Consider the following 17,760-nt stretch of genomic DNA (forward strand, 5'->3'; position numbering starts at 1 on the left):
GCTCAGAACCCCTGCGCACTTGCTTTCACCAGCGCTGCCTCTTCCGCCTGGTCGCGGGGAAGATCAGCCGTAAGTTTGCCGCCCGACATCACCAGGATGCGGTCGGCAACCGCCATAATCTCTTTCAGGTCTGAGGTGGAGAACAGCACGGCAATGCCCTGCTGCGACAGCGCCACCATCATGCGAAAGACTTCTGCTTTGGCGCCGACATCAATGCCGCGACTCGGCTCATCCAGCAGCAGCAAACGGGGACTGGTCAGCAGCGCGCGGCCAATCACCACTTTCTGCTGGTTGCCGCCACTCAGCGCACTGATGGCGACCTCCGGCGAGGAGATTTTGATCGCCAGGTTGCCCACCGTCTGATTCACCGCCTGCTGCTCCGCCTGATGCGCAATGGCAAAGCGGTGCGACAGTCGCCGCCACAGACTGGCGATGGTGAGGTTACTGGCGACCGACGAGACCGGGAAAATTCCTGCGCGTTTGCGATCTTCGGGCACCAGACTCATGCCCATGCGGATACGATCGGCGGTCGGCAGGCGGGTCGGCAGCGGTTTGCTGTCGAGCCACAGTTTGCCCAGATAGTGGCGCTGGCTGCCGAGCAGACATTCAAACAGCTCGGTACGGCCTGCCCCCATCAGCCCGTAAATCCCGACGATTTCCCCGGCCCGTACCTGAAAACTGACATCATCGACCAGGGTATTGCCGTTGGGGCTGACGCAGGTGATGTGCTGCGCCTCCAGCACCGGGGCGCCAAACTCACGCTCATCCGGCAGGAAAGTGGTGACCGGTTCACTGCCCAGCATCTCGCGCACGATCCACGGCACATCGATGGTGCTCACCGGCGCTTCGGCCTGAAAGCGTCCGTCGCGCAGAATGGTAATCACGTCGCCAATCGCCATCAGCTCTTCCAGCCGGTGGGAGATATAGATCAGGGTGACGCCCTGTTGCGTCAGGTCGCGGATCACCCGGAACAGGATCTCCACTTCGGTTTTACTCAGCGCGGAAGTCGGCTCATCGAGGATCAGGATGTCTGCATCCTCGGCCAGCGCTTTGGCGATCTCCACCAGCTGCTGCTGACCCACTTTGAGATTGCCGACCCGCTCGCCGGGCGAAATGGGCTGGTCGAGACGCGCCATCAGTGCGGCGGTGCGGCGTGCCTGTTCCGCTTCGTTGATGGGTGCCAGGCCACGCTGGATCTCCCGGCCCAGAAACAGGTTCTCCGCCACCGTGAGGTTTTCAAAAAGGTTCAGCTCCTGATGCACCATACCGATGCCGTGCCGGGCGGCGTCACGGGTGCTGCTCAGCGTCAGCGGCTTACCATTCAGGAACAGCGAACCGGCGGTAGGCTGCTGCACGCCCGCCAGAATCTTCATCAGCGTCGATTTGCCCGCGCCGTTTTCACCAATGATGACGTTAACTTTGCCGCGCCAGACCCGGTAGTCGACGCGATCCAGCGCCAGCGTGCCGGGAAACAGCATTGAGATCTGTTCGGCCCGCAGAATAATTTCATCGTCCATCAGGGCGTCCCCCGCTTCAGCTCAACCGCCACCACTTCTTCAACACTGTTCTGCCCGATGCTGACGGCCAGCAGCGCCTGCACTGGCTGGTTGACCCAGCTGGCATCCAGCGGCGGCAACTGCTTCACCGCATGACGGTTCAGCGCCCGGGTCAGCTGGGCGTACTGCACCTGATTCGTGAATTCGTCGAAACGGAAACCGGCGGCATCCCGGATAGCATTACTGCGCAGCACCGGCCCGACGCTGACCCCCACCGGTTTACCGTTGATCATCAGCGTCAGCGTGCGTTCACGCGGGTTACTCTCATCAAAGGCGCTGGCCGTCCCGCTGGCCCGCACGAAGACGCTTTCACGCCCGCCGGGTTTAACCGTCTGGCTTTTCGCCTCCATGTCGGCCCAGCTCAGCGCGTGACCGTTCGCGGTGGTCATGACGCGCGGCTGCCAGGTCTCCTCCGCGATCTGCTGCGGCGTCTGGGTGGTATAGCTGGGTTTCGCGTGCGGATCTTTTGGCATGATCGGGTTTCCATCCGCATCCAGATCCACCACAGTGCAGGCGCTGAGCAGCGCCATACCGGTCAATACCGCCAGTATCCGTTTCATCGTTATTTCGCCAGGTTGAAGTTTTTCAGCTTCGCGGCATTGCTTTCGTCAATCAGCACGCAGTCCATCAGCTGCTTCTCCTGTTTCTGCGCTTTGCCGTTCTTCAGGTAGTAATCCGCCTGCGTGACCGCCATCTGCGCCTGATCCCAGCCCGGTTGCAGCACTGTCGCTTTGATATTGCCTTTATTGAGGATGGAGTCGCGGGTGTAGTCGCTGCCGTCAAAACCCACCACGATCACCGAGGTTTTCCCGGCGGCCTTCAGCGCGGCTTCCGCGCCCAGCGCCATCGTGTCGTTACCGGAAATCACGCCCACGATGTTGGGGTGTTTCTGCAGCAGGGTTTCCATGCGGCTGAAAGCTTCGGTCTGGCTCCAGTTGGCGCTCTGCTGCGCCACCATTTTCATGTCGGTGTAGTCATCCAGCACGTCGTGATAGCCCTGTGAGCGCACGCCCGCGTTGGTGTCAGACTCTTTGCCCAGCAGTTCGACATAGTCCCCTTTGCCGCCCAGCAATCTGGCAAACTTCTCTGCGCCCAGCTGCGCGCCCTGGTAGTTATTGGAGACGATCTGCGCCACGGCGATGCCGGTTTTGTTGATTTCCCGGTCAATCAGGAAAACAGGAATACCGGCATCTTTGGCTTTCTGCACCGGCCCGACGGTGGCATCTGCACCGGCGTTATCCAGAATGATCGCTTTGGCTTTGCGGCCAATCGCGGTCTCAATCAGCTGGTTTTGCTTGTTCACATCATCGTCGTGCGACGCCACCAGCGTGGCGTACCCCAGCTCTTTGGCACGGGCCAGGGCGCCTTCCGCCTCGGCTTTAAAGAAAGGGTTGTCATGGGAAGGAGTGATAATCGCCAGCAGGCCTTGCTCAGCCGCCAGCGCCGTTGCAGAAAAAGCGATCATCGAAGCCAGCAGGGTCAGTTTAATCAGAGGACGAGTCATTATTTTTCTCCGCTTGAATATATATTCATATGCGATTTTATATGCATAATGACTATGCGCCTGCGCTGGCACGGCGTCCAATGCGCGATCGTTAAAAAGCGAAAACGATCACAAATTAGCCTGCGTTGTGATTTTGATCAACCTGGTTAACAATACCGGGCAGATTCAGAGAAGGAAAAACCGATGGCAAAACAGGATGAACAGCGACTGATGGTGAAGATTGCCACCCTTTACTATGTCGAAGGGTTGAAGCAGTCAGAGATTGCGCAGTCGCTGACCCTCTCGCAGTCGTTTGTCTCACGCATTCTTAATCGCAGCGTGAAAGAGGGTGTGGTCAAGATCAGCGTGGTGCCACCGGCGAACGTCTATCCGGAGCTGGAAAAGGCGATTGAGCAGACCTATAACCTGCCGCAGGCGATTGTGGTGGATGTGCCGGATCAGGCGTCGTCGCTGCAGATTAAGCAGGCGATTGGCTCAGCGGCCGCTCACTATCTGGAGACCCGGCTGCGCAACGATGAGCTGATTGGCATATCGTCGTGGAGCGGCACTATCCGGGCGATGGTGGATGCGCTGCATCCGCTTAACAGCGCCTGCAAAGGAGTGATCCAGCTGCTTGGCGGCGTCGGGGCCAACGGCAACGTGCAGGCGACGATTCTGACGCAGAACCTGGCCGCGCTGCTGAACTGCCCCGCCTGGCTGCTGCCGTCGCAGTCGATTGAGCATTCGGTCAGCGATCGGCAGCGACTGTCGGCCAATGCAGAAGTGGCCGAGGTGCTGAGTAAGTTTGAGCAGGTCGATCTGGCGATTGTCGGCATTGGCGATCTGGAGCCGTCGGCGCTGCTGCGCAATTCCGGCAACTACTACGATGGCAAAATGCTGCAGACGCTGGCAGCGCGCGGCGCGGTCGGGGATATCTGCCTGCACTATTTCGACGCCTGCGGGCAGCCGGTGCTGAAAGCCGAAGAAGATCCAGTCATTGGAATGGAGCTGGCGCAGGTGAAACAGTGTCCGCAGGTAGTCGGTCTGGCAGGCGGACGGGAGAAAGCGCAGGCGATTCGCGGTGCGCTGCTGGGTGGCTACATTAAGGTGCTGATCATCGACTATCCCACGGCGCGGCTGCTGCTCACGCCGCAGTATTAATCATTTCCGGTCAGATGGTGCGGTAGGCTGTAGTGACTTTCCACAGATAGCGCGGCGCCTGTGCGGCCGGATGCTTGTTCTGCACATGCTGATAGAACTCATCCGGTGACATGGCGTTGATCATCGCAATGGCCCGATCGCGATCGCTGGAGAAGGTCCGCAGCAATGCGCCTGCGCCGTTGGCATAAGAGACGATGGTGGCGTAGCGCAGCGTCAGCGGATCGCGAATGCCCGACAGAGCGGAATTCTGCAGAATACGGATATAGGCGGTGCCGATATCGATATTTTTGGCCGGATCGCGCAACTCCGCATTCGACGGCTGACCCCGACGGCCCAGCGTGCGATAGACTTCGCGCCCGGCGGTTGAGGCTTTAATCTGCATCAGTCCCACCGCATTAGAGCGGCTGACTACGCCCGGATTTCCACCCGACTCGACACTGATAATGGCGCTGATCAACTTCTCATCAACGCCATAATGACTGGCGGCATCTTCGGTAAACATTGCCCATGTCCCATTAACACTGGATGGGGGTGCCTGAGTTAGCGGCGTGTTGCGTTGCTTAACGGCCTGGTGCGGTGGCTCGCTGGCACAGCCGGTCAGGAGTAACGCTGAGAGTATAAGGTGTCGGATTTTCAGCAATTTTTCGTCTCGTAGCTGTTGTGGCGAATGCTATCATACCCATGCAGCCTGAGAGCAAAATTACCGTTTATCCTAAATGCACGAAAATGTGGCGCGTACCGTGACTTCAGCGAGGCTTTTCGCCATCATCGCCGTAAGTCAGACGCTTACAGCAGGAAAGTATGATGATTTCACGTTCAGTTCGTCTTATCTCCCCCTCCGGTTACTGTCACAACCAGCCTGCAGCCCTGCAGGGCATTGCGCGCCTGCGCGCGGCCGGTCATCAGGTAGAGAACGAGCAGGTGATCACCCGCCGTTTTCAGCGTTTCGCCGGAACAGACGCAGAGCGCCTGGCGGATATCAACCAGCTTGCCAGCCTCAGCACCCTGCCCGATATCGTGCTGGCGGTACGCGGTGGTTATGGGGCCAGTCGGTTGCTGGAATCCATCGACTATATTGGCCTGCAACGCCGCTTGCTGAACCAGCCGCTGGCACTGTGTGGCCATAGCGATTTCACTGTCATTCAGCTGGCGCTGCTGGCGCAGGTTGGCCTGATTACCTTCAGCGCACCCATGCTGGCCGGTAATTTTGGTGCCGCGACCTTATCTGAATTTACCCTGCACCACTTCTGGCAGGCACTGACATCACCTACAGTAGAGGTGAAATGGCAGAGCGAAACGCCAGATCAGGGTGAATGGCAGGGTACGCTGTGGGGCGGAAACCTGGCGATGATCTGTTCACTGATTGGCACGCCGTGGATGCCGCAGATCGAGAACGGCATTCTGGTGATCGAGGATGTAAATGAACATCCGTTCCGCATTGAACGCATGCTGATTCAGCTGCAGCAGAGCGGCATTCTGGCGCGACAGCGGGCGATCGTCACCGGCAGCTTCACCAGCACGGCTCTGACAGAGTATGACAATGGGTTTGACTTCGATACCGTCTGGCAGCACGTGCGCGACACTACCGGTCTGCCGGTCATCAGTGGATTAGATTTTGGTCATGCCGCTGATACCGTCACACTGCCGCTGGGTGCCAGCGCACGATTAGCCGTCAGCCAGGGCAATGCCCATTTGCAGGCGACCGGGCACCCCGTCCTGCGGGAATAGAGAGCGTTTCAGGAGATCGACATTGAAGCCGTTGTATGACGATTTGTGGATCTCAACCCCGGAATTCCCGGTGGAAGATGCCGTTAATGACCTGATGATGCATGGCTTTATGCTGCGTCATCCGCGCGGCAATCTGTTGATTGGCCGCGTAGAAAACCCACTCGATCATGAAGTGATTGCCGAATCCGGCGGCGTGATCCGCCACTATCTGACCCACTGGCACGAATCCGCGCCCGGCGCGGCGGTGATCCAGCAGCGCTTCAGCAGCGCGCTGTATTGTCACAGCCGGTCGCTGGGCCCTGTCAGCCGTTTTGCTGAGCCTGATGACACCTTTACACAGCAGGAGACGCACTTCGGGGATTTCCATCTGCTGCCGACGCCCGGACATACGCCAGGCAGCTGCAGCTATCTCTATAGTTCGCCGCTGGGGCTGACCTATCTGTTTGTCGGCGATACCGTGACGCGGTCGCACGACAACTGGATCTCAGTGCTGGTGCCGGAGAGCAATCCGGCTGAGCTGAGCCAGACGCTGGAGTTTTATCGCTCGCTGCGTCCCGACGTGGTGCTGATGAGTACCACGCGCGGGCATCTCTCCTGGAAAAAAGTCACGCTGCAGAGCTGGCTGGCGGCGATTGATGAAGCGGAACAGCATCCGCTGGATCTGCGGGAGAATCCGCTGTTCTGACTACAAAATTTTAGTCAGATAGTGCCGCTGATGATGATCCACATAGTTCGCCAGCGTCAGCCGCAGGGTGTAGCCGAGTTTTTCATAAAACGGCCGCGCCTGAAAACTGGCGGTATCGACCTGCGCATAGCGGCAGCCGCGATCCCGCGCTTCCTGCTCGGCGGCCTGCATCAGTTTGCTGCCTGCCCCCTGTCCGCGTAACGACTCACTCACCCACAGCATATCTATCCGCAGCCAGCTACCGGTGGTTGAGCCGGTCAGCCCGGCCAGCTTTCTGCCCTGCTCATCACGAATAAAAACGCCAATCGACCTGATCGTATCCACATCATAAAATTTGCTGTTAAACGCATTCAGGCCCAGCCGGACCTCATCCAGATCCTGTGCCGTGACGTTGTCGGTAATCTCAGGTTGCATAATGTCTCCAGGGCGGTTAACTGTCGGAACGCTGACGATCGTCATAGCGCTCCAGGCTCAGCGCATCCACATCGCGTTTTTCGGTGCGGCTGCAGGGCAGCAGTTTATCGCTGTCACGATAGACAAAGAAGGTGGCCTGGGTGCGCTGGTTCACAATCAGCTGATCGCCATTGCGAAAGCGGGTAATCGCCACCTTATCGCCCGCTTCTAAGCGGGTACGCTGCTGACCGGCGGCAATCTGGAAGTGATTTTCCGGCCACATCAGGGTGGTTAAGCCATATTCGGCTCGTGAAACGGTCATGGTCGCCCGGCCGGGACAGTTAAGCTGAAATTCGGTTTCGCTCCAGGCGGGTGCGACGTGACAGGCCAGCAGGCCCAGAGCAATTAACGCAGCCTTCATGCTGTGTCTCCGCTGATTTTATTAGAGATTTTTAGCTTAACACATTAAAGAAAAGAGGAGTGGCGCAGGGAAAATGAAACCAGACCATTAAAAGATGGAATCGGAGTGCGAAAAAGCTGAAAGTTGAGAAAAAATAAAGTAACCCGGTCAGCGTAGCAGGCTGCCACACTGGCCGGGTAGTGATCATTCAGCGGCCACTTCGGCGGCCACCAACATCAGCGCCAGCCCGGCATTCTCAGTGTCATAAGCCTGCATTGCTGCACGAATACCCGCTGAGCAAGCGATCACCTGTTGCTTCTTATCGGCTTCTAACTGGTCAATCGCATGGCGAATAATCATTAGACTTGCTTCTTCTTCGTTCATCATTTATCCCTGAATTTGCCTAAGTGGTGCGCAAAGGAGCCAAGAATAACGTTTATTGATAAGCAAAGTCACCCCTTTACATTCCTGTTGCTTAACGATTAAACAAATCTCAAACAGGAAGCGCAACGGAAACTGCTATGATTAAAGGATTAATGGCGCGGCAGGATAGACTCTGCGCCAGGAAACTCCCAGGGATTGAAGCAGGTAAAAAATCATGATGCGATTCAGCATTTTTATCCTTATCGCGATGCTGACTGGATGTTCATCTGGCCCGAAAGGGGTGGAATGTCCGGGTGAGGTCTCGACAATTTATGGTCAGTCGATGGGGCAGACCCAGGGCGTGATTTTTGATCTGGTTAGCAGCTTCACGGTGACCCGGGATAATGTCAGCGTGAAGAGTGGCCCCCTGCAGTCGCTGGATCGGTTTAAGTATGTTCCGTCGGCCGTGACACCCGAAGGCTACTATGCGCAGCGCCTGTCCGATAAGCAGTTCCGCCTGATTAATCCTTACCAGGACACCCAAATCACCTGGACCTGTCCATAAGGGATGAATCCTGCTGCCAGATGGTTTATTGTCAGGAAACGTCAAGCAGCAGGTCTCCCCGATGGAAAAGCGTCTGGATAACAACGGTTATATCGACTTCCCCTTTCCTGCCACCCGCAATGCGGACGGCTCAGTGAATCCGTGTGGTTTTGATCTGACGCTGGAAACCGGTCGCCTTGAGGAGATCGCGGTGCTGAACCGCTCAGCGAATCTGCGGCGGCTGGTTGAGGAGATCAATCTGCAGGAAGGGCTGTTTATGACGCTGGCCTGTGACTGGCAGCAGCAGCCTGATGCGGTCTGTGGCTTTATTGACGTCGCTTTTCGTCCCGATCTGCCGCAACACGGCTTTGATGAGGCTCTGCAGCTGGAAGCGAATTTTTATCGCTACCTGACCGGGCAGGAGAAGCAACATCAGATGCCCGCAGAGATGCTGGTCAATTATGCCCGTTCGGTTCTCGACTGGAGCTGGTCGCCGCTGCGCCAGCGTCAGCGCGAGTATGAAAAGATCACTATTCAGTTTTATTGCCCGCAGGCGGATGACGCCGAATGGTGTTTTGATCACCTCCGTCATTTCCTGGTGAGCGTCTATCCGGCCTGCGTCGCCGGCCGTTCACTCTGATCCCCACGTCTCCCGGAGTCGCTATGCGTTCTGCTGCGCTGTCTGCTTTCACGCTGTTCTGCTCACTGTTTTTTGCCGCCGCGGCCCAGGCCGATCGCTGCCAGCAAATCCGCGCCGGTCTGGATATCGGTTCCGGCACCACCAAAATTGCGGTTGCGCGCGTCAATGTCTGCCAGTTGCGCATCGAAAAAGTGCTGTATCAGGATCAGCGCGCCGTAGCCTGGAACGACGCATTAGCGCATTCAGCAGATAATCAGCTCAGTCCGGCGATAGCCCAGGAAGGCGCAGCCGCCCTGCAGCAGCTCGTTGCGCACGCTGAGCGATTTCATCCCCAGCGCATCAGCGGCGTGGCTACGGCGGTGTTCCGCAATGCCACCAACGGGCAGGCCGTCATTGACCAGTTGCAGCGCCAGAGCGGTGCACAAATCAGCATTATTTCACAGCAGCAGGAGGCGAAACTCGGGTTTCTCTCTGCTAAAGCCGCGCTTAACGATCCGGCGATCCGCGATGATCAGTTGCTGGTCTGGGATATTGGGGGCGGGTCGATGCAGATGACCGCCTGGCGACAGCAGGCAGGCAAGCCGGTGGCCGATATCTATCAGGGCAAGCTGGCCTCAGTGACGCTGAAAAACTTTATTCTGACCGTGCTGAAGAACAGCCCGGAGGCTAAATCCCCGAATCCGATTGGCTCGTGGCGGCAGTCGGTGCTGCGCTTTGTGCAGTTTTACGCGAAGAATGAGGTCAGCCCGCAGATTAAACAGGATGTGGCGGGTCGTCGGGTCATTGGCATCGGGGGCGTGCACGGTTTTTCGATCCGCAATCAGTTACCGGGCAAACCCAACCGCTATACGCTGGCGGCGTTAAGCAAGCTGTCGCAGCAGCAGGTCTGGAAAGGTGACAGCGAGTTATCTGGCGACTATCGAGCCACCGACGTCAGTAATCTGTTACTGGTGGAAGGCTATATGCAGGCGCTGAAGATAGATGAGGTCACGATTGTTGAGGCCAGTCTGATTCAGGGCGTGCTGCTGCAGTAGCGCAGCGCTCCCCTGCTATACGTCGGGTTTGACCAGCCGGATGGCATGATCCAGCATCCGCTGCTCATCCCGTTCACTATGGGCGCGCTGCTGGCGGGTACGTTTTAGCAGGTCGTAGATTTCGCCCCGTCGGGTGTCATGGCCGCGCTCCATCAGCACAATCACCGCATCGCCAATCACCCGGCAGACTTCGTCATAGTCATCATCATTCAGTGCATCACGTTTCATCGCTTCTCCTCCGGCTGTGGCTGCCTGTGCCGCCTTTTCAAAGGCTAGACAGGAAATGGCTGGCCCGCAAACACCGCGCCATTAACAGCCAGAAATGATTTTTTAGCCCGATATTCATCGCTGGAAGAGCAGAATTCACTATCTTTGCTACGCTTTGAGGGTCTCACTCAAAACCAAGGAGCAATAAATGTCAGGAAAAATCGAAGATAAAGTAAAAGAAGCCGCTGGCGCAGTTCAGGAACAATGGGGTGCAGCAACCGGTTCATCTGAGCATCAGGCTAAAGGCGCAGCACGCCGTTACACCAACCAGGCAAGCTATGCTGCCCGCGACGCTGCTGAAACCATCCGCGATCAGGTTCAGTCCAATCCTGTCGCTGGTCTGGCCGTTGCTGCAGGCGTTGGCGTGTTCATCGGCTTCCTGCTGGGTCGCAAGTAATACCGCTGAACGTCATCAGAACGGGAGCCACTGGCTTCCGTTTTTTTTTGCTCCGACGCGCTTCGTCCGCTGAGAAACATCTGAAAGATAAGCCTTTTCAGACCAGCGTGCCGTGAGACTCTATGCTTAATTACGTTCTCTTTCTGACAACATCAAGGTGACCTTATGAAAACGATTTCTGCTCTGCTGCTGGTTGCAGCAACTTTCACCTCTCTGGCGGGCTGCTCGCAGAAGAGCGACGCGATTAAAGACGATGGACGCCCTCATGCACCAAGCGGTCAGTCTTCACCGGGCGGTACGCTGGGTTCCGGTCCGGTGGGTCAGCCCCAGTCGTGATGCCCTGCCCCGGCATGTTTGCCGGGGTTTGTTTTATATTCCTGCAGCACATCGTTCTCCTCACAAAATCTCGCTAATAATTACCCCGCTATTAATTTTCCATGTAATCAAAATCACTCTCATTCATTAAAAAAATTACCCATTATTTTTTTCATTTAATTACAAAATTCAAAGTGCATTTTTATTAAAGTAAAAAAATCGGGTGAAATTCAAACAAAAATTAAACAGTTCAAAAAAACATCCTGCCATAATGAACTTTCGCTATAGCGCTAATCTCTAACCTTCCATAATATTTTTGATTAAATAACATTGGTAATTTCAAGAGAATTCAGACGTGAAGAAAAAAAAGATTTATCTGATAGACCGACTTTTAACGCTTTATTCTCGATTCTCCAGCAGAACCAGACCACAGGCCTTACAGACGCTGGCACCCGCCACGGTGGTGATTTACTCGACTACGGCACTGGGCGACTTTCTGATGAATACGCCGGCTATCTGGAGCCTGAAAAATCGCTTTCCCACCAGTCAATTTGTTCTGGTTTCCAGCAAGAAAAATAAAGATCTGGTCAGCCGTTATAACTGGTTTGATAAGATCTATATCTGGGATAACAAGATTGCGAATTTCCTGCCGCTGTTTTTCAAACTGCGCCGCCATAAACCCGATCTGTCAGTAATATTACACGCTCATTTCCCTTACGATATTATGAGTTCAGTACTGACCGGCAGTCAGGTGATTGTGCGCGATCATTACGGCAGCGAATCACCTGTACTGAATAAATATCTCGATCACTATTCAGGCTATTTCGACGACCACACTATCAAACGTAAGCTCAAACTGATTGAAGCCCTGGGCGCAGAGACAGAACCGACCCGGATGCATCTTCCGGAACTGAACAACAGTCCGACTGCAAAGGCTGACCATCGCCGTATCGGTTTTCAGTTAGGGGCATCAAAAGATATCCGCCGCTGGCCGCTGGCCTCATTCAGTCAGCTGGCGACAGCGTTGCTTGAACGCTGGCCTGATACTGAGATTGTCGTCACCGGCACCGCCGCTGAGCAGCCTCTTGAAAGGGAATTTATCGAAAGCCTGCCTCTGCACTGCCGCGCGCGCGTGACGCCGATGGCGGGTAAAACTAACCTCGGCGGCCTGATTAGCCTGATTCAGACGCTGGATGTGCTGGTTACCGGAGATACCGGTCCGCTACACATCGCCGTGGCCGCGCAGACGCCAACGGTCAGCCTGTTCTCCACCGCCAATCCGCGCTATACCGGCCCCTGCCAGGACAGCGATCGTCACATCATTATTCACCGCCCGGATAAAACCTCGTCTCAGCATCCGATGGCGTCGATCAAGGCCGAAGAGGTCGGGCTGGCCGTGGCGAAACTGGTGGGATAATGAACGATCTGACTCAAGCCATCATTGCGCTGATTGAATACCACAATCAGCCAACCCTGCTGGGCTGGTTCCGCAAAGTGGATGGGGCAGATTTTCATCTGCAGCAGCTACCGCTGAATGAAGTAGAATTTGCGATTCTGATGAGCGATTTTTTTGCTACCTTCGGCGTCAGCTCAGAGCATTACGATGAAACACGCTACTTTCCGGCGTCGCATTCGCGGCGCTTTACGCCTGCCGGATGGTTTAACGCAGGCGGATATTATCCCTTAACGGTAGCCATGCTGTGTGAAGCGGCCAGCCTGGGACGCTGGCCTGAAGGGGATTACTGAATAATGGTATGGGCGAAGGCGTCATAAACCTCGCGGCTGCTCAGCGCGTTGACATCACGTGACGCCGGTTGCAGCACCTGATAGTTAACCTGCCACGGATGCCAGCACGCCGGATCGCTGTCGCCAAACAGCGCCACCACCGGCAACCCCAGAGCGGCACCAATGTGCATTGCCCCGCCATCACTGCTCACCAGCCCCTGACACAACGACATGGCCGCAATCAGCTGCGGCAGGCTGGTGGTTGCCACCGCCTTGATTGGCAGGTGCGGGCAGAGCGCCATAATCTCACGCGCTTTTTCATCATCACCCGGATGACGCGGATTATCGCGGCTGCCGGGTGACCACAGCAGCATAATCTGGCAGGAATGACGGGCCGCGATTTTTTCGATCAGCCCGGCAAACCGCGTGGCTTCCCATTGCTGGCTCGGCTTACGGGCACTGATTTGCAATGCATAGACCGGCAAGGTGGAATCAATCAAGTGGGTGTCACGCAGGCTGGCCGCAATCGCCGCATCCGGCCGCAGCGTCAGTTTGCCTGGCGCGGTAGCGCTGAGACTGAAGGGCCGCCCCAGACTGAACAGGGTTTCACTGATATGGCATGGTGACTGACCTGGCGGTGGTAACAGATCGGTAATCAGCGGATGCGACTGTTCACCCAGGGCAATCACTCTGGCAGGCCTGACAGTTTTGACCCACTTCATACCATGCTGATCCCAGCGGCTTTTAGCCAGAATCACGGCATCGTAGCGCTGCTTTTTCAGGGTCAGCATCAGCTTCAGTCGCTGTAATACACAGGCCAGTCGTCCCTGCCCTGCCTCACGGTGATGCAGCTTGGTGTAATAGAAGAGCTGCCTGATATCGGGATTATGCTGCAACACAGGCGCAGCGTAATTGTTGGTCAGCACATCAACCTGATGCTGGCCCGACTGCGCCAGCGCACTGATCAGCGGCGTGGTCAGTAAAGTGTCGCCAATATTATCCCGGCAAATTATTAAAACCCGCATGTCTGACATCCTCTGCGCACAGGCTACGCCGTACTGGCTGAATAAAAGTGAGACTCACCCGGTTAACGTTCTGAAAACGATAACGTAACGGTATAGTTAGCAAATTAGTCAGCTGAGTGTCAGATTGGTTCCATTGTTGCGGCACGGTTAAAAGAGCGGAGCCAGCAAAAAAGCCTGGCAACGCACCTGAATGATTAGCCGGGCTATTCTTCGCAATCAGCAAAGTGATTATCTGTTGAATACGCAATGAGTGAGCAGCTGGCGTAAAAGGAATCCAAAACCGTGAATAGCAGACACAAAAAAGCCCGCACAGCGTTTAACGCTATGCGGGCTTAAGCAGATATTACATATTTTCGATGATCGCGTCACCAAACTCTGAACATTTCAGCAGTTTAGCGCCATCCATCAGGCGTTCGAAATCGTAAGTCACAGTCTTGTTAGCGATAGCGCCTTCAACACCTTTAACAATCAGGTCAGCCGCTTCGAACCACTCCATGTGACGCAGCATCATTTCTGCTGACAGAATCACTGAACCTGGGTTCACTTTATCCTGACCGGCATACTTCGGTGCTGTACCGTGAGTCGCTTCGAACAGTGCACATTCGTCACCGATGTTAGCGCCTGGTGCGATACCGATACCGCCAACCTGCGCCGCCAGGGCATCAGAAATGTAGTCACCGTTCAGGTTCATACAGGCGATAACGTCATATTCTGCCGGACGCAGCAGGATCTGTTGCAGGAACGCATCAGCAATCACATCTTTAACGATGATCTCTTTGCCGGTGTTCGGGTTTTTGAACTTCATCCACGGGCCGCCGTCGATCAGTTCGCCGCCGAACTCTTCTTTCACTAACTGGTATCCCCAGTCTTTGAAAGAGCCTTCGGTGAACTTCATGATGTTGCCTTTGTGAACCAGGGTCAGTGAATCACGATCGTTGGTGATGGTGTATTCCACTGCCGCGCGCACCAGACGTTTGGTACCCGCTTCTGAACACGGCTTAACGCCGATACCGCACTGCTCAGGGAAGCGAATTTTCTTCACGCCCATCTCTTCGCGCAGGAACTTGATCACTTTGTCCGCTTCGGCAGAGCCCGCTTTCCACTCGATACCTGCATAGATATCTTCGGAGTTTTCACGGAAGATCACCATGTCGGTCTCTTCAGGGCGTTTAACCGGGCTTGGCGTGCCTTTGTAGTAACGCACAGGACGCAGGCAGACGTAGAGGTCAAGCTCCTGACGCAGGGCTACGTTCAGTGAACGAATACCGCCGCCGACCGGGGTGGTCAGTGGGCCTTTGATAGCCACGCGATATTCTTTGATTAAGTCGAGAGTTTCCTGTGGCAGCCAGACATCCTGGCCGTAGAGTTCAACTGATTTCTCACCGGTGTAAATCTCCATCCAGGAGATCTTACGCTCGCCGTTGTAGGCTTTCTTCACCGCTGCGTCGACCACTTTCAGCATGACCGGGGAAACATCAACACCGATACCGTCACCCTCAATGTAAGGAATGACTGGATTGTTTGGCACTGTAAGCTTGCCCTGATTCAGGGTGATTTTCTGACCTTCCGCCGGAACAACTACTTTGCTTTCCATTAACCTCTCCTGGGCGTTTGTTAATGATTTGTAAGATGCGCGTCAATACTACTTGAATATTTCCGTCACGCCAATCACCGCAATTTCACGTTATAATGCGCCGAATGTTTCTTACTGCAAAGCCCATGCGAAAAACAACTCAACGAATTCACCAGGATAAACGATTCAGCCGCCCGACGCGTGATGCAGGGCGTGCCCCTGCCCGCCCTGCGGCTCCGCGCCGCGTGATCTTATTTAACAAACCGTTCGACGTTCTGCCCCAGTTCACCGACGAAGCGGGCCGCCGCACCCTGAAGGATTTTGTCAGCGTCGCAGAAGTCTATGCCGCCGGTCGCCTCGATCGCGACAGCGAAGGATTGATGGTGCTGACCAACGACGGCGCCCTGCAGGCCGCGCTGACGCAGCCCGGAAAACGGACCGGCAAGATCTATTATGTGCAGGTGGAAGGCGAACCGCAGGAGGCGGATCTGCAGCCTCTGCGGGATGGGGTTAATCTGAAAGATGGCATGACCCTGCCGGCAGGCGTAGAGAAAGTGGCTGAGCCTCAGTGGCTTTGGCCACGTCAGCCGCCGATCCGCGAGCGTAAAAACATCCCGACGCAGTGGCTGAAAGTCACGCTGTATGAAGGCCGTAATCGTCAGGTGCGCCGGATGACCGCCCATGTCGGCTTTCCGACCTTACGGTTAATTCGCTACGCCATGGGACGTTACACGCTCGACGATCTGGCGCCGGGTGCGTGGCGCGAACTCAGCGATAGCGCCTCTTAAGAACCGGTTTTTTATAACCTCAGGTTAACAATTGCGGAGAAGAGATGTTTAAACCTCATGTTACTGTCGCCTGTCTGGTCCAGGCCGAAGGTGAATTGCTGGTGGTGGAAGAGACGATTAACGGTCGTGCCACCTGGAACCAGCCTGCCGGACATCTCGAAGCGGATGAAACGCTGCTGGAAGCCGCCGAACGCGAACTCTATGAAGAGACCGGCATCGCGGCATCGATGCACTATTTCATCGGGATAAACCAGTGGATCGCGCCCGACAGTACGCCTTTTGTGCGTTTTCTGTTTGGCGTAGATCTGGCGGAAAAAGCGCCAACCCAGCCGCAGGACAGTGACATCGATTGTTGCTGGTGGCTGCCGCCAGCGCAGATTCTCACTGCGTCTAACCTGCGTTCGCCGCTGGTCGCTGAAAGCGTACGACTGTGGCAACAGGGCACGCGCTACCCGCTACATCTGGTCAGCCCGTTCCAGTGGCCGTTTCACGAGGGTGCGCGCCTGCCTTCTGCATGATAGAATGCGCCGCCTGTTTTTTTATCGTAATGCGAGCGTGTCATGTCTGACAACAGCCAGAAAAAAGTGATCGTCGGTATGTCCGGCGGCGTCGATTCTTCCGTTTCCGCCTGGTTACTGCAGCAGCAGGGTTACCAGGTTGAAGGCCTGTTCATGAAGAACTGGGAGGAGGACGATGGCGAGGAGTATTGTACCGCCGCGGACGATCTGGCGGATGCGCAGGCTGTGTGCGACAAGCTGGGTATGAAGCTGCACAAAGTTAACTTTGCCGCTGAATACTGGGATAACGTCTTTGAGCATTTCCTCGAAGAGTACAAAGCGGGCCGCACGCCGAACCCCGATATCCTCTGTAACAAAGAGATCAAATTCAAAGCGTTCCTGGAGTTCGCCGCTGAGGACCTGGGCGCAGATTTCATCGCCACCGGTCACTACGTGCGTCGTCAGGACGTAGCCGGCCAGAGCCAGCTGTTACGCGGTCTGGATGGCAACAAAGATCAAAGCTACTTCCTCTATACCCTGAGTCACGAGCAGATTGCTCAGAGCCTGTTCCCGGTCGGCGAGCTGGAAAAACCGGAAGTGCGCCGCATTGCCGAACAGCTGGACCTGATCACGGCGAAGAAGAAAGATTCGACCGGCATCTGCTTTATCGGCGAGCGCAAATTCCGCGACTTCCTGGCCCGCTATCTCCCGGCTCAGCCTGGCGAGATTGAAACCACGGAAGGCCAGATCGTCGGTGAACATCAGGGGCTGATGTACCATACTCTGGGACAGCGCAAAGGTCTGGGTATCGGCGGCCTGAAAGAGAGCAAAGATGATCCCTGGTATGTGGTCGACAAAGATGTGGCGCGTAACCGCCTGATTGTCGCCCAGGGCGGCGATCATCCGCGTCTGATGTCCGTTGGCCTGATTGCGCAGCAGCTGCACTGGGTCGATCGCCAGCCGATTACCGCCCCGCTTCGCTGCACCGTGAAAACCCGCTATCGTCAGACCGATATTCCCTGTGAGATTATTCCACACGGCGACGATCGGATTGAGGTGCGTTTCGATGAGCCGGTTGCGGCGGTCACGCCCGGCCAGTCCGCGGTGTTTTATCTTGGCGACGTCTGCCTCGGTGGCGGTATTATCGAACAGCGCCTGCCGTTAGTGGCGGAGTAAGCGGGCTCAG

The 17,760-nt window shown here is 55.9% G+C and carries 23 protein-coding genes; 13 read left to right on the forward strand and 10 right to left on the reverse strand.

All coding sequences use genetic code 11. From position 1 onward, the window contains the following. Positions 1 to 2 precede the first annotated feature (2 nt). The 3 genes from PU624_RS15195 to PU624_RS15205 are packed head-to-tail and all read right to left on the reverse strand — an operon-like array spanning position 3 to position 3,060. Positions 3 to 1,517 carry a sugar ABC transporter ATP-binding protein gene (locus PU624_RS15195; protein WP_283545656.1) on the reverse strand — a complete coding sequence of 505 codons (1,515 nt, stop codon included), beginning with the start codon at positions 1,515 to 1,517 and terminating at the stop codon, positions 3 to 5. Continuing rightward, entirely contained in the window at positions 1,517 to 2,116 is a 600-nt protein-coding gene (locus PU624_RS15200) for a DUF2291 family protein (protein WP_283545657.1), read from the reverse strand. Before PU624_RS15200 ends, PU624_RS15195 begins: the two co-directional genes overlap by 1 nt. Before the next feature lie 2 nt (positions 2,117 to 2,118). Then, positions 2,119 to 3,060 (reverse strand): D-ribose ABC transporter substrate-binding protein, encoded by a 942-nt coding sequence (locus tag PU624_RS15205; RefSeq protein ID WP_283545658.1) that lies wholly within the window; start codon positions 3,058 to 3,060, stop codon positions 2,119 to 2,121. Between the two features lie 183 nt (positions 3,061 to 3,243). Between PU624_RS15205 and PU624_RS15210 the strand changes: the two genes are divergently transcribed. Further along, entirely contained in the window at positions 3,244 to 4,200 is a 957-nt protein-coding gene (locus PU624_RS15210) for a sugar-binding transcriptional regulator (protein WP_283545659.1), read from the forward strand. Positions 4,201 to 4,210: 10 nt separating this feature from the next. Here PU624_RS15210 and emtA read toward each other — a convergent pair whose 3' ends face one another. Continuing rightward, on the reverse strand, positions 4,211 to 4,840 hold the full coding sequence (gene emtA, locus PU624_RS15215; protein ID WP_283545660.1) for a membrane-bound lytic murein transglycosylase EmtA: 630 nt from the start codon (positions 4,838 to 4,840) through the stop codon (positions 4,211 to 4,213). Between the two features lie 164 nt (positions 4,841 to 5,004). Here emtA and ldcA point away from each other — a divergent pair, with 164 nt between their 5' ends. Together ldcA and PU624_RS15225 are read left to right on the forward strand one after the other, a co-directional pair. Then, on the forward strand, positions 5,005 to 5,928 hold the full coding sequence (gene ldcA / locus PU624_RS15220) for a muramoyltetrapeptide carboxypeptidase (protein WP_283548007.1): 924 nt from the start codon (positions 5,005 to 5,007) through the stop codon (positions 5,926 to 5,928). 22 nt (positions 5,929 to 5,950) lie between these two features. Beyond that, entirely contained in the window at positions 5,951 to 6,613 is a 663-nt protein-coding gene (locus PU624_RS15225) for an MBL fold metallo-hydrolase (protein WP_283545661.1), read from the forward strand. Here the strand turns inward: PU624_RS15225 and PU624_RS15230 are convergent, their stop codons facing one another. From PU624_RS15230 to PU624_RS15240, 3 genes are all read right to left on the reverse strand, one after another. Further along, the gene (locus tag PU624_RS15230; protein ID WP_283545662.1) at positions 6,614 to 7,027 is read right to left on the reverse strand and encodes a GNAT family N-acetyltransferase; all 414 of its coding nucleotides are present in this window, start codon (positions 7,025 to 7,027) and stop codon (positions 6,614 to 6,616) included. Positions 7,028 to 7,043: 16 nt separating this feature from the next. Beyond that, a complete protein-coding gene (locus PU624_RS15235; protein WP_283545663.1) occupies positions 7,044 to 7,427 on the reverse strand; it encodes a hypothetical protein in 384 nt (127 codons plus the stop codon). A 183-nt stretch (positions 7,428 to 7,610) separates the two neighbouring features. After that, complete coding sequence (locus PU624_RS15240; protein ID WP_283548008.1) at positions 7,611 to 7,790, reverse strand: hypothetical protein; 180 nt, start codon at positions 7,788 to 7,790, stop codon at positions 7,611 to 7,613. Between the two features lie 214 nt (positions 7,791 to 8,004). Here PU624_RS15240 and PU624_RS15245 point away from each other — a divergent pair, with 214 nt between their 5' ends. The 3 genes from PU624_RS15245 (at position 8,005) to PU624_RS15255 (ending at position 9,987) form a co-directional block, all read left to right on the forward strand. Next, complete coding sequence (locus PU624_RS15245) at positions 8,005 to 8,334, forward strand: hypothetical protein (protein ID WP_283545664.1); 330 nt, start codon at positions 8,005 to 8,007, stop codon at positions 8,332 to 8,334. A 61-nt stretch (positions 8,335 to 8,395) separates the two neighbouring features. Next, a complete protein-coding gene (locus tag PU624_RS15250) occupies positions 8,396 to 8,953 on the forward strand; it encodes a hypothetical protein (RefSeq protein ID WP_283545665.1) in 558 nt (185 codons plus the stop codon). 23 nt (positions 8,954 to 8,976) lie between these two features. Further along, positions 8,977 to 9,987 (forward strand): Ppx/GppA phosphatase family protein, encoded by a 1,011-nt coding sequence (locus tag PU624_RS15255; protein WP_283545666.1) that lies wholly within the window; start codon positions 8,977 to 8,979, stop codon positions 9,985 to 9,987. A gap of 15 nt (positions 9,988 to 10,002) precedes the next feature. On the opposite strand, the gene PU624_RS15260 is transcribed toward PU624_RS15255, so the two are convergent. Further along, positions 10,003 to 10,215: a DUF2767 family protein gene (locus PU624_RS15260; protein WP_013357535.1), complete on the reverse strand. Its 213-nt coding sequence runs from the start codon at positions 10,213 to 10,215 to the stop codon at positions 10,003 to 10,005. A 187-nt stretch (positions 10,216 to 10,402) separates the two neighbouring features. On the opposite strand from PU624_RS15260, the gene PU624_RS15265 reads away from it, so the two are divergent. The 4 genes from PU624_RS15265 (at position 10,403) to PU624_RS15280 (ending at position 12,712) form a co-directional block, all read left to right on the forward strand. Then, positions 10,403 to 10,651: an ElaB/YgaM/YqjD family protein gene (locus tag PU624_RS15265; protein ID WP_090962124.1), complete on the forward strand. Its 249-nt coding sequence runs from the start codon at positions 10,403 to 10,405 to the stop codon at positions 10,649 to 10,651. Positions 10,652 to 10,816: 165 nt separating this feature from the next. After that, complete coding sequence (locus PU624_RS15270) at positions 10,817 to 10,987, forward strand: hypothetical protein (RefSeq protein ID WP_175501410.1); 171 nt, start codon at positions 10,817 to 10,819, stop codon at positions 10,985 to 10,987. A gap of 334 nt (positions 10,988 to 11,321) precedes the next feature. Continuing rightward, positions 11,322 to 12,383: a glycosyltransferase family 9 protein gene (locus PU624_RS15275; RefSeq protein ID WP_283545667.1), complete on the forward strand. Its 1,062-nt coding sequence runs from the start codon at positions 11,322 to 11,324 to the stop codon at positions 12,381 to 12,383. Then, positions 12,383 to 12,712, forward strand: a complete 330-nt coding sequence (locus PU624_RS15280) for a DUF1493 family protein (protein WP_283545668.1) — start codon at positions 12,383 to 12,385, stop codon at positions 12,710 to 12,712. The genes PU624_RS15275 and PU624_RS15280 overlap by 1 nt, the downstream gene beginning before the upstream one ends. Here the strand turns inward: PU624_RS15280 and PU624_RS15285 are convergent. Beyond that, the gene (locus PU624_RS15285) at positions 12,706 to 13,716 is read right to left on the reverse strand and encodes a glycosyltransferase family 9 protein (RefSeq protein ID WP_283545669.1); all 1,011 of its coding nucleotides are present in this window, start codon (positions 13,714 to 13,716) and stop codon (positions 12,706 to 12,708) included. The two genes, PU624_RS15280 and PU624_RS15285, sit on opposite strands and share 7 nt — an antisense overlap. 343 nt (positions 13,717 to 14,059) lie before the next feature. Further along, positions 14,060 to 15,310 carry an NADP-dependent isocitrate dehydrogenase gene (gene icd, locus PU624_RS15290; RefSeq protein WP_008925947.1) on the reverse strand — a complete coding sequence of 417 codons (1,251 nt, stop codon included), beginning with the start codon at positions 15,308 to 15,310 and terminating at the stop codon, positions 14,060 to 14,062. A 104-nt stretch (positions 15,311 to 15,414) separates the two neighbouring features. On the opposite strand from icd, the gene rluE reads away from it, so the two are divergent. From rluE to mnmA, 3 genes are read left to right on the forward strand one after another with little or no spacing between them, the layout of a single operon-like run. Next, on the forward strand, positions 15,415 to 16,077 hold the full coding sequence (rluE, locus tag PU624_RS15295) for a 23S rRNA pseudouridine(2457) synthase RluE (protein ID WP_283545670.1): 663 nt from the start codon (positions 15,415 to 15,417) through the stop codon (positions 16,075 to 16,077). Between the two features lie 44 nt (positions 16,078 to 16,121). After that, positions 16,122 to 16,595: an NUDIX domain-containing protein gene (locus PU624_RS15300; RefSeq protein ID WP_003849831.1), complete on the forward strand. Its 474-nt coding sequence runs from the start codon at positions 16,122 to 16,124 to the stop codon at positions 16,593 to 16,595. Positions 16,596 to 16,637: 42 nt separating this feature from the next. After that, positions 16,638 to 17,750 carry a tRNA 2-thiouridine(34) synthase MnmA gene (mnmA, locus tag PU624_RS15305; RefSeq protein ID WP_283545671.1) on the forward strand — a complete coding sequence of 371 codons (1,113 nt, stop codon included), beginning with the start codon at positions 16,638 to 16,640 and terminating at the stop codon, positions 17,748 to 17,750. Positions 17,751 to 17,760: the final 10 nt, after the last annotated feature.

Source organism: Pantoea sp. Lij88 (genome assembly GCF_030062155.1).
In the GTDB taxonomy this organism is placed as follows: Bacteria; Pseudomonadota; Gammaproteobacteria; order Enterobacterales; family Enterobacteriaceae; genus Pantoea.

What these genes read in the sequence shown, in the direction of transcription:
- PU624_RS15195 (WP_283545656.1), bottom strand. Translation starts at nt 1,517, where the DNA reads ATGGACGATGAAATTATTCTGCGGGCCGAACAGATCTCAATGCTGTTT.
- PU624_RS15200 (WP_283545657.1), bottom strand. Translation starts at nt 2,116, where the DNA reads ATGAAACGGATACTGGCGGTATTGACCGGTATGGCGCTGCTCAGCGCC.
- PU624_RS15205 (WP_283545658.1), bottom strand. Translation starts at nt 3,060, where the DNA reads ATGACTCGTCCTCTGATTAAACTGACCCTGCTGGCTTCGATGATCGCT.
- PU624_RS15210 (WP_283545659.1), top strand. Translation starts at nt 3,244, where the DNA reads ATGGCAAAACAGGATGAACAGCGACTGATGGTGAAGATTGCCACCCTT.
- ldcA (WP_283548007.1), top strand. Translation starts at nt 5,005, where the DNA reads ATGATTTCACGTTCAGTTCGTCTTATCTCCCCCTCCGGTTACTGTCAC.
- PU624_RS15230 (WP_283545662.1), bottom strand. Translation starts at nt 7,027, where the DNA reads ATGCAACCTGAGATTACCGACAACGTCACGGCACAGGATCTGGATGAG.
- PU624_RS15235 (WP_283545663.1), bottom strand. Translation starts at nt 7,427, where the DNA reads ATGAAGGCTGCGTTAATTGCTCTGGGCCTGCTGGCCTGTCACGTCGCA.
- PU624_RS15240 (WP_283548008.1), bottom strand. Translation starts at nt 7,790, where the DNA reads ATGAACGAAGAAGAAGCAAGTCTAATGATTATTCGCCATGCGATTGAC.
- PU624_RS15245 (WP_283545664.1), top strand. Translation starts at nt 8,005, where the DNA reads ATGATGCGATTCAGCATTTTTATCCTTATCGCGATGCTGACTGGATGT.
- PU624_RS15250 (WP_283545665.1), top strand. Translation starts at nt 8,396, where the DNA reads ATGGAAAAGCGTCTGGATAACAACGGTTATATCGACTTCCCCTTTCCT.
- PU624_RS15255 (WP_283545666.1), top strand. Translation starts at nt 8,977, where the DNA reads ATGCGTTCTGCTGCGCTGTCTGCTTTCACGCTGTTCTGCTCACTGTTT.
- PU624_RS15260 (WP_013357535.1), bottom strand. Translation starts at nt 10,215, where the DNA reads ATGAAACGTGATGCACTGAATGATGATGACTATGACGAAGTCTGCCGG.
- PU624_RS15265 (WP_090962124.1), top strand. Translation starts at nt 10,403, where the DNA reads ATGTCAGGAAAAATCGAAGATAAAGTAAAAGAAGCCGCTGGCGCAGTT.
- PU624_RS15270 (WP_175501410.1), top strand. Translation starts at nt 10,817, where the DNA reads ATGAAAACGATTTCTGCTCTGCTGCTGGTTGCAGCAACTTTCACCTCT.
- PU624_RS15280 (WP_283545668.1), top strand. Translation starts at nt 12,383, where the DNA reads ATGAACGATCTGACTCAAGCCATCATTGCGCTGATTGAATACCACAAT.
- PU624_RS15285 (WP_283545669.1), bottom strand. Translation starts at nt 13,716, where the DNA reads ATGCGGGTTTTAATAATTTGCCGGGATAATATTGGCGACACTTTACTG.
- icd (WP_008925947.1), bottom strand. Translation starts at nt 15,310, where the DNA reads ATGGAAAGCAAAGTAGTTGTTCCGGCGGAAGGTCAGAAAATCACCCTG.
- rluE (WP_283545670.1), top strand. Translation starts at nt 15,415, where the DNA reads ATGTTTCTTACTGCAAAGCCCATGCGAAAAACAACTCAACGAATTCAC.
- PU624_RS15300 (WP_003849831.1), top strand. Translation starts at nt 16,122, where the DNA reads ATGTTTAAACCTCATGTTACTGTCGCCTGTCTGGTCCAGGCCGAAGGT.
- mnmA (WP_283545671.1), top strand. Translation starts at nt 16,638, where the DNA reads ATGTCTGACAACAGCCAGAAAAAAGTGATCGTCGGTATGTCCGGCGGC.